At 74.3% G+C, this 13,077-nt stretch carries 13 protein-coding genes; 6 read left to right on the forward strand and 7 right to left on the reverse strand.

Annotated elements, in window-relative coordinates; all coding sequences use genetic code 11:
* Window positions 1–306 precede the first annotated feature (306 nt).
* Window positions 307–1,740 carry a cysteine desulfurase/sulfurtransferase TusA family protein gene (locus T328_RS16150; protein WP_496496739.1) on the forward strand — a complete coding sequence of 478 codons (1,434 nt, stop codon included), beginning with the start codon at window positions 307–309 and terminating at the stop codon, window positions 1,738–1,740.
* Window positions 1,741–2,133: 393 nt separating this feature from the next.
* On the opposite strand, the gene T328_RS16155 is transcribed toward T328_RS16150, so the two are convergent.
* Window positions 2,134–3,123, reverse strand: coding sequence for a carbohydrate kinase family protein (locus T328_RS16155; protein WP_496496740.1), 990 nt, complete (start codon window positions 3,121–3,123; stop codon window positions 2,134–2,136).
* Between the two features lie 146 nt (window positions 3,124–3,269).
* Between T328_RS16155 and T328_RS16160 the strand changes: the two genes are divergently transcribed.
* A complete protein-coding gene (locus T328_RS16160) occupies window positions 3,270–3,521 on the forward strand; it encodes a hypothetical protein (protein WP_496496741.1) in 252 nt (83 codons plus the stop codon).
* A gap of 83 nt (window positions 3,522–3,604) precedes the next feature.
* Window positions 3,605–5,380, forward strand: a complete 1,776-nt coding sequence (locus tag T328_RS16165; protein WP_496496742.1) for a hypothetical protein — start codon at window positions 3,605–3,607, stop codon at window positions 5,378–5,380.
* Window positions 5,381–5,521: 141 nt separating this feature from the next.
* Here T328_RS16165 and T328_RS16170 read toward each other — a convergent pair whose 3' ends face one another.
* Window positions 5,522–5,875: an iron-sulfur cluster assembly accessory protein gene (locus tag T328_RS16170; protein WP_027753766.1), complete on the reverse strand. Its 354-nt coding sequence runs from the start codon at window positions 5,873–5,875 to the stop codon at window positions 5,522–5,524.
* Between the two features lie 340 nt (window positions 5,876–6,215).
* On the opposite strand from T328_RS16170, the gene nadA reads away from it, so the two are divergent.
* Complete coding sequence (gene nadA / locus T328_RS16175) at window positions 6,216–7,400, forward strand: quinolinate synthase NadA (protein WP_496496743.1); 1,185 nt, start codon at window positions 6,216–6,218, stop codon at window positions 7,398–7,400.
* A 58-nt stretch (window positions 7,401–7,458) separates the two neighbouring features.
* A complete protein-coding gene (locus T328_RS16180; protein WP_496496744.1) occupies window positions 7,459–8,334 on the forward strand; it encodes a GNAT family N-acetyltransferase in 876 nt (291 codons plus the stop codon).
* Window positions 8,335–8,353: 19 nt separating this feature from the next.
* Here T328_RS16180 and T328_RS16185 read toward each other — a convergent pair whose 3' ends face one another.
* The 4 genes from T328_RS16185 to T328_RS16200 all read right to left on the reverse strand — a co-directional run bounded on the left by T328_RS16185 (window position 8,354) and on the right by T328_RS16200 (window position 11,833).
* The gene (locus tag T328_RS16185) at window positions 8,354–9,076 is read right to left on the reverse strand and encodes a response regulator transcription factor (RefSeq protein WP_496496745.1); all 723 of its coding nucleotides are present in this window, start codon (window positions 9,074–9,076) and stop codon (window positions 8,354–8,356) included.
* A complete protein-coding gene (locus T328_RS16190) occupies window positions 9,073–10,584 on the reverse strand; it encodes a sensor histidine kinase (RefSeq protein ID WP_496496746.1) in 1,512 nt (503 codons plus the stop codon). The genes T328_RS16185 and T328_RS16190 overlap by 4 nt, the downstream gene beginning before the upstream one ends.
* A 96-nt stretch (window positions 10,585–10,680) precedes the next feature.
* On the reverse strand, window positions 10,681–10,959 hold the full coding sequence (gene pspAA, locus T328_RS16195) for a PspA-associated protein PspAA (RefSeq protein ID WP_496496747.1): 279 nt from the start codon (window positions 10,957–10,959) through the stop codon (window positions 10,681–10,683).
* Window positions 10,960–10,996: 37 nt separating this feature from the next.
* On the reverse strand, window positions 10,997–11,833 hold the full coding sequence (locus tag T328_RS16200) for a PspA/IM30 family protein (RefSeq protein ID WP_496496748.1): 837 nt from the start codon (window positions 11,831–11,833) through the stop codon (window positions 10,997–10,999).
* A 273-nt stretch (window positions 11,834–12,106) separates the two neighbouring features.
* On the opposite strand from T328_RS16200, the gene T328_RS16205 reads away from it, so the two are divergent.
* The gene (locus T328_RS16205) at window positions 12,107–12,706 is read left to right on the forward strand and encodes a DUF3043 domain-containing protein (RefSeq protein WP_496496749.1); all 600 of its coding nucleotides are present in this window, start codon (window positions 12,107–12,109) and stop codon (window positions 12,704–12,706) included.
* 90 nt (window positions 12,707–12,796) lie between these two features.
* Here T328_RS16205 and T328_RS16210 read toward each other — a convergent pair whose 3' ends face one another.
* Window positions 12,797–13,012 carry a hypothetical protein gene (locus T328_RS16210; protein ID WP_496496750.1) on the reverse strand — a complete coding sequence of 72 codons (216 nt, stop codon included), beginning with the start codon at window positions 13,010–13,012 and terminating at the stop codon, window positions 12,797–12,799.
* Window positions 13,013–13,077 lie beyond the last annotated feature (65 nt).

The raw sequence follows: 13,077 nt of genomic DNA on the forward strand, positions 1-13,077 counted from the left end.
CGCCTTCCCGAGAGTCTCGCCCACGGTCCCTTCGGGCGCGCGGGCAGCAGGTTTGGATGTTTACGCGGACCAAACCCTACTGGACGCCATTTGGGGTCGCTCGGGGAGGGTGCCCTGGCGCGCCGGGCGCCCTTCGACGGGGTGGCGACGGCGGCCAACTCGGTCCCACCCGTCCCCCATCAGGCCACCGCCGGGCCAGCGCCGGGCCTCCTCCGGGCCCACCGCCGGGCCTCCCTCGGGCCTCCGTCGTCGTCGGCCCGGCCGCGTGGACCGGGGGCCGCGTGGACCAGGAGTTAGCGTGGTCGGGTGCCGTACTTCGACGCCGCGTCGTCCGCCCCGCTTCACCCGATCGCCCGGCAGGCGCTGCTCGCCGCGCTCGACGAGGGCTGGGCCGACCCCGCCCGGCTGTATCGGGAGGGCCGCCGGGCGCGGCTGCTGCTGGACGCCGCGCGCGAGACGACCGCGGAGCTGGTCGGCTGCCGCCCGGACGAGCTGGTGTTCACGCCCTCGGGTACGCGTGCCGTCCACGACGGGATCGCCGGGGCGCTCGCCGGCCGCCGCCGCACCGGCCGGCACCTGGTCGTGTCGTCGGTCGAGCACTCCGCCGTCCTCCATGCGGCCGAGGTACACAGGGCGGAGGGCGGGAACAACAACGCGGCGGGCGGGGACAACGACGACGCGGCCGGCGCAGACGTGACGTACGTGCCGGTCGACCGCGGCGGCCGGGTGGCGCCGGGCGCGTACGCCGCGGCGCTGCGCGCCGACACCGCGCTGGCCTGTCTGCAGTCCGCCAACCACGAGATGGGCACCGAGCAGCCGGTCGCCGAGGCGGCCGAGGAGTGCCGGGCCGCCGGGGTGCCGCTGCTGGTGGACGCGGCGCAGTCGCTGGGCTGGGGGCGGGTCGCGGGGCCGTGGTCGCTGCTGGCGGCGAGCGCGCACAAGTGGGGCGGCCCGCCCGGCGTGGGGCTGCTCGCGGTGCGCAAGGGCACGCGCTTCGCGCCCCCGGGCCCGGCGGACGAGCGGGAGTCGGGCCGCGCCCCCGGGTTCGAGAACATCCCGGCGATCGTCGCGACGGCGGCTTCGCTGCGCGCGGTACGCGCGGAGGCGGCGGACGAGGACGCCCGCCTGCGGGCGCTGGTGGACCGGATCCGGGCGCGGGTGCCGAAGACGGTGGCGGACGTGGAGGTGGTCGGCGACCCGGAGCACCGGCTGCCGCATCTGGTGACCTTCTCCTGCCTGTACGTGGACGGGGAGGCGCTGCTGCACGCGCTGGACCGGGCGGGGTTCTCGGTCTCGTCCGGGTCGTCGTGCACGTCGAGCACGCTGACGCCGAGCCATGTGCTCAAAGCCATGGGGGTGTTGTCGGAGGGCAACGTGCGGGTGTCGCTGCCGCGGGGGACGCCGGCCGACGACGTGGCGGACTTCCTGCGGGCGCTGCCGGCGACGGTCGCCGCGGTACGGGCGGAGCTGGGCGCGCCCGCGGGCGGAGCGGCGGAGGCGGCGCCGGCGGCCGGGGACACGGTCGTCGACGCGCGCGGCCGGCGCTGCCCGATCCCGGTGATCGAGCTGGCGAAGATCTTCGACCGGGTGCCGGTGGGCGGCACGGTGCTGGTGCTGTCGGACGACGAGGCAGCGCGGCTGGACATCCCGGCGTGGTGCGAGATGCGCGGGCAGGAGTACGTGGGCGAGGAGCCGGTGGCGGAAGGCGGCACGGGCTACCGGGTGCGGCGCACGAGCTGAGCGCCGCGGTCCGTACGGGACGCGCGGTACGCCGCGGGCGCCGTACGGGATGTGCGCGCCGGACGTACGCGGGCGCCCGGCACGTACCTCCCGCCGGGCGCCCGCGCACGTGACGCGTCGTAGGGGTACGCCGGGGCGCCCGGCGGGGCGGCCGTCGCCGGCCTGGCCGCCCGCGGCCGGTCGGTCATCGCGAACGGCCCGGGCCCGCGGACGATCGCGGCGTCCCCGGCCAGCCCGGCGACGGCGTGCGGCGCGTCCTCGGCCGCGAACCCGTCCCGTTCGAGACCTACGCTGCCGACGCCGCCGCCCGTGGCGCCTGGTCCTGGCCAGGGCCTGTCGTTCGGATCGTCTCCGGGCGCGCGGCTCCGGAGACGATCCGCCGGACACGCCTCGCTAGTCCCGCACGCTCTCCGGCAGGTGGTCCTGCACCTCGGCGGCGGCTTCCTGCCCGTACGCCTTGGTGAACCGCGCGACGAAGTTGCCGCGCCGCAGCTCGTACTCCTGCGGGCCCACCGTCTCGATGACCAGCGTCGCCAGCATGCAGCCGAGCTGCGCCGCCCGCTCCATGCCCACGCCCCAGCTGAGCCCGGACAGGAAGCCGGCCCGGAAGGCGTCGCCGACGCCCGTCGGGTCGGCCTTGCGCTCCTCCTCCGGGGTGCCGACGAGGATCGGCTCCTCACCGGCGCGGTCGATGCGCACGCCGCGGGCGCCGAGCGTGGTCACGCGGGTGCCGACGCGGCTCAGCACCTCCGCGTCTCCCCAGCCGGTCTTGGACTCGATCAGGCCCTTCTCGTACTCGTTCGAGAAGAGGAACGCGGCGCCCTCGGTGAGGGTGCGGATGCCGTCGCCCTCCATGCGGGCGATCTGCTGGGAGAAGTCGGCGGCGAAGGGGATGCCGCGGGTGCGGCACTCCTCGGTGTGGCGGAGCATCGCCTCGGGGTCGTCGGCGCCGATGGAGACGAGGTCGAGCCCGCCGACGCGGTCGGCGACGGTCTTCAGCTCGATCAGCCGGGCCTCGCTCATCGCGCCGGTGTAGAAGGAGCCGATCTGGTTGTGGTCGGCGTCGGTGGTGACGACGAAGCGCGCGGTGTGCAGCACTTCGGAGATGTGTACGGAGCCGGTGTCGACCCCGTGCCGCTCCAGCCAGTCGCGGTACTCGACGAAGTCGGCGCCGGCCGCGCCGACGAGGATCGGCCGGGCGCCCAGCTGGCCCATGCCGAAGCAGATGTTGGGTCCGACTCCGCCGCGGCGCACGTCCAGTTTGTCGACGAGAAAGGACAGCGAGACGGTATGCAGCTGGTCCGCGACCAACTGATCGGAGAACCGACCGGGAAAGGTCATCAGATGGTCGGACGCGATGGAGCCGGAAACGGCAATATGCACGGCGTACGCTCCTGTAGGCGGGGCAGGTAACGCGGGTAGTGCTCACGCTACCGGCCGATGTGCGCGTCCGGAGGCCATTCGACCCGGCCAAAACTACCTGATAGTAGGTCTTACCCCTCGTCGCCGCGGGTGCGTACGGTCGAGACATGCAGAAGGACATGCGGCCCTCCGCCACCCCCCTCCCGCCGCCGGCCTTCGGGGGCACCGCCCCCCTGGAGCTGGACGGCGGCCTGGCCGAGCTGCGCACCGACTGTGCCCGGATGGCGCCGCACTGGTCGGAGCACGTGAGACCGTCCGCGGGACACGTGCCGGACAGGTCGGTCAGCGGCCTGGCGCGGATCATGGTGCCGACGACGTCCGCGGACCTCCTCCGCGGCATGTCCGAGTACGGCGACTGACCGTTCCGCCCGGTCGGCTCCCGGTGGGAACCGGATGCGCGTGACCGGCGTCCCATCGGCATCCCCGACGAAGGAGCCGAACGGTGAGCACCGAGCACACCCCAGGGCCCGAGCGCGAGCCCGGGTCCGAACCCGAGCCCGTTTACGCGCACGGCGCCGAGCGCGGGCCGGACGGCCGGCACGCCGACGACCCGGGCGACCCGGGCGGCGGCCGGCGGCGGCCGGGGGCGCTGATGGCCGTCGCCGTCGCCGCCGCGGTGATGCTGACCGGCGGCGGTGTCGCGTACGTGGTGGACCGGACGGGCGACGGCGGCGCGGCCTCCGACGGCTCCGGCAACGGCGAGGACCCGCCGCCGCTGCGCCTCGACGGGCTCTCGGTGGAGTCCGCGGCGTCGGCCGGCGGCAAGCCGCTGCGGGCCGTCGGCGAGCTGCCCGACGGGCCGGACGAGGCGCCGGTGTACGAGCCGGAGGGCCGGGTCGGGGCCGCCGACGTGGCGCGGCTCGCGGAGGCGCTGGGCCTGCCGGGCGAGCCCCGGCGGGAGGGCGGCGGCTGGCGCGTCGGCGTCTCGCGGGACGGGCAGGGCCCGCTGCTGCAGGTCGAGGCGGCGGCGCCGGGCGCGTGGACGTTCCAGAAGTACGGGGTCAGCGCCTGCGAGAGTCCGCTGCCGGCGGAGCCGGACGGCGCCGGCCGGGACGGCGGTGACCCGGACGCCGCGGTGTCGTCGACCGACTGCGCGGCGGCCCCCGAGACCCTCCCCGATCCGCAGGCGGGCGAGCCGGTGCCGGAGTCCGCGGCTCAGGAGGCCGCGGAGCCGGTCCTCGCGGCGGTGGGCCAACAGGACGCCGAGGTGGCGTCGGCCGAGCCGTTCGGGGCCCTGCGCACGGTGACCGCGGAGCCCGTCGTCGGCGGGCTGCCGACGACGGGCTGGCAGACGTCGCTGCAGATCGGCGGGGACGGGCAGGTGACCGGCGGCAACGGCTACCTGGTCGAGCCGGCCGAGGGGCACACGTACCCGGTGGTCACGGCGGACGCGGCGCTGAAGGAGCTGAACAAGGCAGGCGGGGGCGGCGTGGACAGCGCCCGCCAGAACCTGGGGCACGTGCAGGCGTGCGCCTCGGCGGTGCCGTACGAGAAGGGCACCGAGCCGGACCGGCCGTCGGCCGGCAAGGCGGACCCGTGCACGGGCAAGCTGGAGCCTACGAAGGTGCGCGGTGCCGAGTTCGGGCTCTCCGCGCAGTCCGTCGAGGGGCGGCCGGCGCTGGTGCCGTCCTGGCTGTTCCAGGTGACGGGCGACTCGCCGACCCCGTTCCACGGCGGCAGGCCCGGCGCGATCGTGTGGCCGCAGCTGGCCGTCGCGCCGGAGTACGTCACCGCCGCCGAACCGGGTACGCCGACCCCCGAGCCCGCCCCGCCGACGTCCGCCCCGGGCGCCGAGCCGAGCGCGGGCGGCGGCTCCGACAGCGCCCCCGGCAGCGGTTCCGGCTCCGGGAACGGCTCCGAGCCGGGCTCGCCCGGCCAGGTGGAGCCCGCGGACCCGCCCGCCGAGCCGCCGTCGTCGGCGCCGGCGGACCGGCCGGACAGCGGCGCGGCGGAGACCGCCGTGGGCGTCGAGTCGTACTCGGTGGACGGGCGCACCCTGAAGCTGCACTTCTGGGGCGGCGTGTGCACCGACTACGCGGCGTCCGCCGAGGAGTCGGGCGGCGCGGTGACGGTGCGGGTCACCGGCACGGAGAAGGAGCCGGGCCAGGTCTGCATCAAGATCGCGAAGCGTTTCACGGAGACGGTGGAGCTGTCCTCGCCGCTCGACGGCCGCAAGGTCGTGGACGCGGACAGCGGCGACAGGGTGGCGGCGAAGTAGCAGAAACCTGCCGGCCGGGCGTATCGCCCGCACAAGCGGGAAGGCGGCGGAACCGTGGGGGTTTCCGCCGCCTTCCTCATGCCGGTACGGGCCTGGGACCCAGGGCCCGCGTGCGCTCCGGGCGGGTGCCGTCAGCCGGGGTCAGCTGAAGGAGTCGCCGCAGGCGCAGGAGCCGGTGGCGTTCGGGTTGTCGATCGTGAAGCCCTGCTTCTCGATCGTGTCGACGAAGTCGATGGACGCGCCGCCCAGATACGGAGCGCTCATCCGGTCGGTCACGACCGAGACGCCGCCGAAGTCCTTGACGACGTCGCCGTCGAGGTCGCGGTCGTCGAAGAAGAGCTGGTAGCGCAGGCCGGAGCAGCCACCGGGCTGAACGGCGACGCGGAGCTTGAGATCCGGCTGGCCTTCCTGCTCCAGCAGGCTCTTGACCTTCGCCGCAGCGGCGTCGGACAGAATGATGCCGTCGACTGCGGTGGTCTCGCCCTGAACGGTCATTCGCATGTCTCCCGGGTTGTGGACTGCTTGCCGATCGAGTCCAACCGGCCGCGCTCCCGATTCATTCCGGCCGGGGGCGCGCGTTCTTGCTCCCTTCATGCTCGCATACGCCACCACTTCGGGTCATCCGCCCGTGGTCGGAGGTGGACGGCGTACGGGCCGGGGCGCACCGGTTGGGCGGAGCGCACCGGCCGGGCGGAACGCACGGCGGCATTCGTCACATTGACGCAAGCACCATCGTCAACCTGACGCGAAGGGGTTATGATTAATAACGTCATTCTGACGAAAACGGATGCGACGGCAGCCCGCCGAGAGCCGAAGAGAAAGGGTGGAGTGCGCTGTGACCACCGCCCAGGACCTTGATGTGACCCCCACGCCCCTTGCCCTGTTGCTGCTCGGGCGAGAGGCGGACCCCGCCAGCGAGCGCGGCGTCGACTGTCCCGGCGACCTGCCCGCGCCCTCCGACCCCGGGCTGGTCGAGCGGGCCCGCGCGGCCCGGGAGCGGCTGGGCGAGAAGGTCTTCGTCCTCGGCCACCACTACCAGCGCGACGAGGTCATCCAGTTCGCCGACGTGACCGGCGACTCGTTCAAGCTCGCGCAGCAGGCCGCCGCCCGCCCCGAGGCGGAGTACATCGTCTTCTGCGGCGTGCACTTCATGGCCGAGTCCGCGGACATCCTCACCTCCGACGCGCAGGCGGTCGTCCTGCCCGATCTGGCCGCCGGCTGCTCCATGGCCGACATGGCCACCGCCGAGCAGGTCGCCGAGTGCTGGGACGTGCTCACCGAGGCCGGTGTGGCGGACGTCACCGTCCCCGTGTCGTACATGAACTCCTCCGCGGACATCAAGGCGTTCACCGGCCGGCACGGCGGCACCATATGCACCTCCTCCAACGCCGAGCGCGCGCTGAACTGGGCGTTCGCGCAGCGCGCCGGCGAGACCGGCAAGGTCCTGTTCCTCCCCGACCAGCACCTCGGCCGCAACACCGCGGTACGCGACCTGGGCCTGTCCCCGGACGACTGCGTCGTCTACAACCCGCACCGGCCGAACGGCGGCCTGACCGCCGAGCAGCTGCGCGCCGCGAAGATGATCCTGTGGCGCGGGCACTGCTCCGTACACGGCCGCTTCTCCCTCGACTCGGTCGAGGAGGTACGCGCGCGCATCCCCGGCGTGAACGTGCTGGTCCACCCCGAGTGCAAGCACGAGGTGGTCGCCGCCGCCGACCAGGTCGGCTCCACCGAGCACATCATCAAGGCCCTGGACGCGGCCCCCGCCGGTTCGAAGTGGGCCGTCGGCACGGAGCTGAACCTCGTCCGCCGGCTGGCGAAGCGGCACCCCGACAAGGAGATCGTCTTCCTCGACCGCACCGTCTGCTTCTGCTCCACGATGAACCGCATCGACCTGCCCCACCTGGTCTGGGCGCTGGAGTCGCTGGCGGACGGCAAGGTCGTCAACCGCATCGAAGTCGACAAGGAGACCGAGGACTTCGCCAAGCTGGCGCTGGAGCGGATGCTGGCGCTGCCCTGACGTCCCGAGGGGGTACGGGGGGTGACGCGGGCCCGGCGCAGGGCGGAGGATTGACCGCATGATCCTGCGCCAGGTCCGCGACACGAAGGACGACATCGAGGCCGTACGCCTCACCAGCGACACGGGGTTCGCCGCCTCGAACGCCGCCAAGGGCGACGCGCCGGAGGAGCCCGACGAGAACGAGGCGATCCTCTTCCGCAGCGTCATCCGGCACCTGGCGCGCACCGACCCCAGCGGCTGCTGGCTTGCCATGGACGACTCGGGACGGCCGGTGGGCGCGGCGCTGTCCACCAGACGCGAGGGCACCTGGGGGCTGTCGCTGCTGGTCGTCGTGCCCGAGGCACAGGGCAAGGGGCTCGGCAAGGCGCTGCTGGCGCGCACGCTCGCGTACGGGCAGGGCTGCCTGCGCGGCCTCATCTGCGCCTCCCGCCACCCGCACGCCGCCCGCGCCTACCGCGCCGCGGGGTTCACCCTGCACCCCGCCATGCGGCTGGTCGGCACCGTCGACCACGCCGGCCTCGAACCGCCGACCGGCGCCGTCGTCGAGGGCGGGCCGGGGCAGCGGGACCTCATGGACTCCGTGGACCGCAGGCTGCGCGGCGGCGCCCACGGCCCGGACCACACCGAGTTGCTGCGGCACTTCCAGTGCATCGTCGCCGACGACCTCGCGGGCAGCGGGTACGCGTACCTGCGCGACGGCCGGGTGGAGCTGCTTGCGGCGACGTCGCGGCGGATCGCGGCGCGGCTGCTGACGGCGGCGCTGCTGAGCCTCGCACCGGGGGCGGCGGCAGAGGTCGCGCACCTGACGGCCGATCAGGACTGGGCGGTGGACGTGGGGCTGGCGGCGGGGCTGCAGCTGACGACGCGGGGTTACATCTGCGTACGGGGCATGCGCCCCCCGGCGCCGTACCTCCCGTCGGGCCTGCTCCTGTAGCGGATACGGGCCCTAGGCCCTAGCTGCCGGGGCGGACGAGGCCCGACTCGTAGGCGAGCACCACCAGTTGGGCCCGGTCGCGGGCGCCGAGCTTGGCCATGGTCCGGTTGACGTGCGTCTTCACCGTCAGCGGGCTGACCTCCAGCCGCCCGGCGATCTCGTCGTTCGCCAGCCCCCGCGCGACCAGGCTCAGCACCTCGCGCTCCCGGCTCGTCAGGGCGCCGAGCCGCTCCGCGTCCGCCGGGGTGCCGCCGCCGTCGGCCGCGCCGCCCGCCGGGGTGCCGCCGCCCGCCAGGAACCGGTCGATCAGCCCCTTCGTCGCCGCCGGCGACAGCAGCGCCTCGCCGTCCGCCGCCACCCGGATCGCGGCCAGCAGCTCGGCCGGCTCCGCGCCCTTGCCGAGGAAGCCGGACGCGCCGGCGCGCAGCGCCTCGATCACGTAGTCGTCGACCTCGAACGTCGTGAGGATCACCACCCGCACATGGCGCAGGCCGTCGTCCGCGGAGATCGTCCGGGTGGCGCTGAGGCCGTCGGTGCCGGGCATCCTGATGTCCATGAGGACCAGGTCCGCCCGCTCCTCGCGGACGAGCCGCACCGCCTCCGCGCCGTCGCCCGCCTCGCCGACCACCTCCATGTCCGGCTCGGAGTCGACCAGCACCCGGAACGCGCTGCGCATCAGCGCGTGGTCGTCCGCCAGCACCACCCGGATCGGCCGCGTCCGCGGCGGCGGGACCTCGCTCACCCCTGCTCCTTGATCGCCTCGCCGGGTGCCCGGCCCGTGCCGCCGGACGTCCCGCTCGTCTCGCGCGGACCGGTCCCGCACCAGCCCGTCTCACGCCGGCCGGTCCCGCGCGGGTCCGTCTCGCCCGGATCCGTCTCACGCGGGGTCCCGCCCGCCGCCCGGCCGCCGTCCGCGTCGCCGGCCACCGGCAGCGGCAACCGTACCCGTATCTCGAAGCCCTCCCGGCCGTCCGCCCGCCCGCCCGCCGCGCACCGGCCGCCCAGCGCGGCGGCGCGCTCCCGCATGCCGACGAGCCCGAGCCCGCCCGAGCGCCCGCCGCCGGCGTCCTCCCCGGCGCTCCCAGCCCTCGCCTCGCCCTCGCCGCTCCCGTCCCGGCCACCGCCGGCCGGCTCCGCGGCGTCCGCACCCCGGCCGTCGTCGCGGACCGTGACCTCCAGCCCGGTCGGCTCCCGCGACAGGCTCACCACCGCCTGTGCCCCCGCGCCCGCGTGCTTGCGCACGTTCGTCAGCGCCTCCTGCAGCACCCGGTACGCCGCCAGGTCCACCGCCGCCGGCAGCGCGCCGACGACCTCGGCCGCCCGCTCCACCCGCGTGGTCACCGCCGTCTTGCGCGGGCCCAGCTCCGCGGCGACCTCCACCGACACCGGCGTGCCGGCCCGTACGAAACCGTCCACCAGCTCGGTCAGCATCGCCAGCCCGGGCGCCGGCTCGGTGGGCGCGTGCGGGTCGCCGGACTGGCGCAGCAGCCCGACGGTGGTGCGCAGCTCCTCCAGCGCGGTGCGGCCGGCGTCACGTACGTGCGCCAGGGCCTCCTTCGCCTGGTCCGGGCGGCTCTCCATGACGTGCGAGGCCACCCCGGCCTGGACGTTGACCAGCGCGATGTGGTGGGCGACGACGTCGTGCAGCTCGCGCGCGATCCGTACCCGCTCCTCCGCGACCCGCCGCCGCGCCTCCTCCTCGCGGGTCCGCTCGGCCCGCTCGGCGCGCTCGCGGATGGCGGCGACCACGGCCCGGCGGCTGCGCACGGCGTCGCCGACGCCCGCGGCCATCCCGGTCCAGGCGAAGACCCCGAGGTTCTCGTCCGCGTACCAGGGGCGGTCGCCGAAGAGCATCATCGCGAACGTCAGCACCCCGATGGTGAACAGGGCGATGCGCCAGGTGGTGTGCCGGTCGGTGCGCGCGGCGACGGTGTACAGCGCGACCACGGCGCTGAGCGCGATCGGCGAGCGCGGGTCGCCCGCGGAGGCGATGACGTGGGCGATGGTGAGCGCCATGGTGACGGAGAGCACGGCCCACGGGGCCCGCCGGCGCAGGACGAGGGCGGCGCTGGCCGCGGTCGCGAGCACGACCTCGACCGGGCCGAGGTCGGCCGGCGGCGGCGCGTGCGCCCCGCGGTCGGGGTAGACGGCGCTGATGAGGATGACGGCCAGCACGGCCGCCGCCAGCAGGGCGTCGGCCGCGCGGGGGTGCGCCCGCAGCCAGCGGGGCAGAGCGGCGAGGTGGGTCACGGCAGCGGTGCCTGCAGAGGAGGGCCGGCCCCGGTCCGGACGACCGGGGCGGGGAGCGGCCGAGGCGTGCGTGGGTTCAGCCGGGGCTCGCGTGGTTCAGCCGGGGATGAGGCCGTCGTCGCTGAGCATCTCCCGCACGTCCTCCAGGGAGGCGTCGGGCGCCGGGAGGATCAGCTCGGACGGCTCCAGCGATTCGTCCGGCAGCGGGGTGCCCATCGAGCGCACGGCGTCCAGCAGGGCGCCGAGCGTACGCCGGAAGCCGGACTCGTCGCCGCTCTCCATCTCGGCGAGCAGCTCGTCGTCCAGCTTGTTGAGCTCGGCGAAGTGGTCGTCGTCCAGCTTCACCTGACCCTCCCCCATGATCCGTACGATCACGGCCTTCTCCCGTTCTTCCGAGCCCGTCGAGGGGCGGTCACTGCTTGTCGAACCGCGGGGCGTCCTGCGGCGCCTGCGTCTGCTGCGTCTCCGATGGAGCAGCCTGCTGCTGCGGCGGCGTCTGGGCACCCTGCTGGCCGCCCTCGATCGCCTGCTGCTGCTCGGCGGGGCCGCCCGCCAGCTCGGCCTTCATGCGCTGCAGCTCCAGCTCGACGTCCGCGCCGCCGGAGAGCCGGTCCAGCTCGGCGGAGATGTCGTCCTGCGCCATCCCCGTCGGGTCGTCCAGCGCGCCGGAGGCCAGCAGCTCGTCGATCGCGCCGGCGCGGGCCTGCATCTGCGCCGTACGGTCCTCGGCCCGCTGCACGGCCAGGCCGACGTCGCCCATCTCCTCGGAGATGCCGGAGAACGCCTCGCCGATACGGGTCTGTGCCTGCGCCGCCGTGTACGTGGCCTTGATGGTCTCCTTCTTCGTGCGGAAGGCGTCCACCTTGGCCTGCAGCCGCTGGGCGGCAAGGGTGAGCTTCTCCTCCTCGCTCTGGAGGGTCTGGTGCTGCGTCTCCAGGTCGGTGACCTGCTGGTGCAGCGCCGCCTTGCGGGACAGCGCCTCGCGCGCCAGGTCCTCACGGCCGAGGGCGAGGGCCTTCTTGCCCTGGTCCTCCAGCTTGGCGGACTGGTTCTGCAGCTGGCCGAGCTGCAGCTCCAGGCGCTTGCGCGACGTCGCCACGTCGGCGACGCCCCGGCGCACCTTCTGGAGCAGCTCCAGCTGCTTCTGGTACGAGTAGTCGAGGGTCTCGCGCGGGTCCTCGGCCCGGTCCAGGGCCTTGTTGGCCTTCGCGCGGAAGATCATCCCCATCCGCTTCATGACACCGCTCATGGGCCTCGCGCGCCCCCTTCTGACGGACTTCAGCCTCGGCACATACTCTGCAGAACCCACAGTACGGGCCCTGCTTCCATTACCGCACTGCCTGGGCGCCAATGCGCTCCTCCTGCAGGACGAACCGCCGGGGGTCCGCCCTCCCGCCCAGGGAGTAGACGACCGTAGGGGCTGTCCGTTCACGTGCCCCCACAGGTAGTGACACGCACGCCGTTGCCGGATCGTTCCCCGGCGGTCTGGGTCGTACACCCGACTGCCCCTATTCTTGAGCCTGTGTTCGGAAGCCGTTCCAAGGATGACCAGTCCGCCGAGTCCGATGTGAGGGACGCGGTGGAGACCAGATATGCGCGTCCGGCCGAGGCGCCCAAGGGCAGGCCCACGCCCAAGCGCAGCGAGTCGCAGGCGCAGCGCCGCGCCATGGCCAAGACGCCGGCGACGCGCAAGGAGGCGTCGAAGCGCGCGCGGGAGACCCGCAGGGCCGACCTCGCCCGCCAGCGCGAGGCGCTGGCCTCGGGCAACGAGCGCTATCTGCCGGCCCGGGACAAGGGCCCGGTGCGCAAGTTCGTGCGTGACTATGTGGACTCGCGGTGGTGCGTGGCGGAGTTCTTCCTGCCCATGGCCATCGTCATCCTCATGCTCAGCATGACGCCGTCCGCGGGCCTGAAGAACATCTCGCTGCTGCTCTGGCTGTTCGTGATCGTGCTGATCGTCTTCGACTCGATCGCGATCACCGTACGGGTGAAGAAGCAGCTCAAGGAGCGCTTCCCGGACGAGAGCCACCGCGGCGCCAAGGCGTACGCGCTGATGCGCACGCTGCAGCTGCGCCGGATGCGGCTGCCGAAGCCGCAGGTGAAGCGGGGCGAGCGGCCCTGACGCCGGCGGGCGTACGGGGCGGAGTCTCCGCCGCGTACGCCCCGTACCGCCCCGTGCCGCCGTCCGGAGGGCGTGCCGGCCGGGGCGCCGCTACGCGCCGTCGGCCGCCTCCAGGCTCATCGGGCCGTAGACCTCGGCCCCGTCCTCCAGCAGCCTGACCTGCTCGACGCCGCCCTCCAGCAGGTCCTTCCAGTACTCGCCGATCCACGACTCGGCGTCGCCCTGGGTCGTGAAGTCCTCCGGTTCCACCGCCGGGGTCGCCGCTGTGCCATCGGCCTTCTCGAACCGCCAGGTCCACGCTGCCATGCCTGCCTCCGTCCCACGCCGGATAGTGCGCTCGCAGCGTAACGGAGAGCACTTAAGCGCAGACC

Source organism: Streptomyces sp. CNX435 (assembly GCF_059570575.1).

Coding starts and splice junctions, on each gene's coding strand:
- T328_RS16200 (WP_496496748.1), bottom strand. CDS start 11,833: ATGAGCGGTGTCATGAAGCGGATGGGGATGATCTTCCGCGCGAAGGCC.
- T328_RS16180 (WP_496496744.1), top strand. CDS start 7,459: ATGATCCTGCGCCAGGTCCGCGACACGAAGGACGACATCGAGGCCGTA.
- T328_RS16170 (WP_027753766.1), bottom strand. CDS start 5,875: ATGACCGTTCAGGGCGAGACCACCGCAGTCGACGGCATCATTCTGTCC.
- T328_RS16210 (WP_496496750.1), bottom strand. CDS start 13,012: ATGGCAGCGTGGACCTGGCGGTTCGAGAAGGCCGATGGCACAGCGGCG.
- T328_RS16160 (WP_496496741.1), top strand. CDS start 3,270: ATGCAGAAGGACATGCGGCCCTCCGCCACCCCCCTCCCGCCGCCGGCC.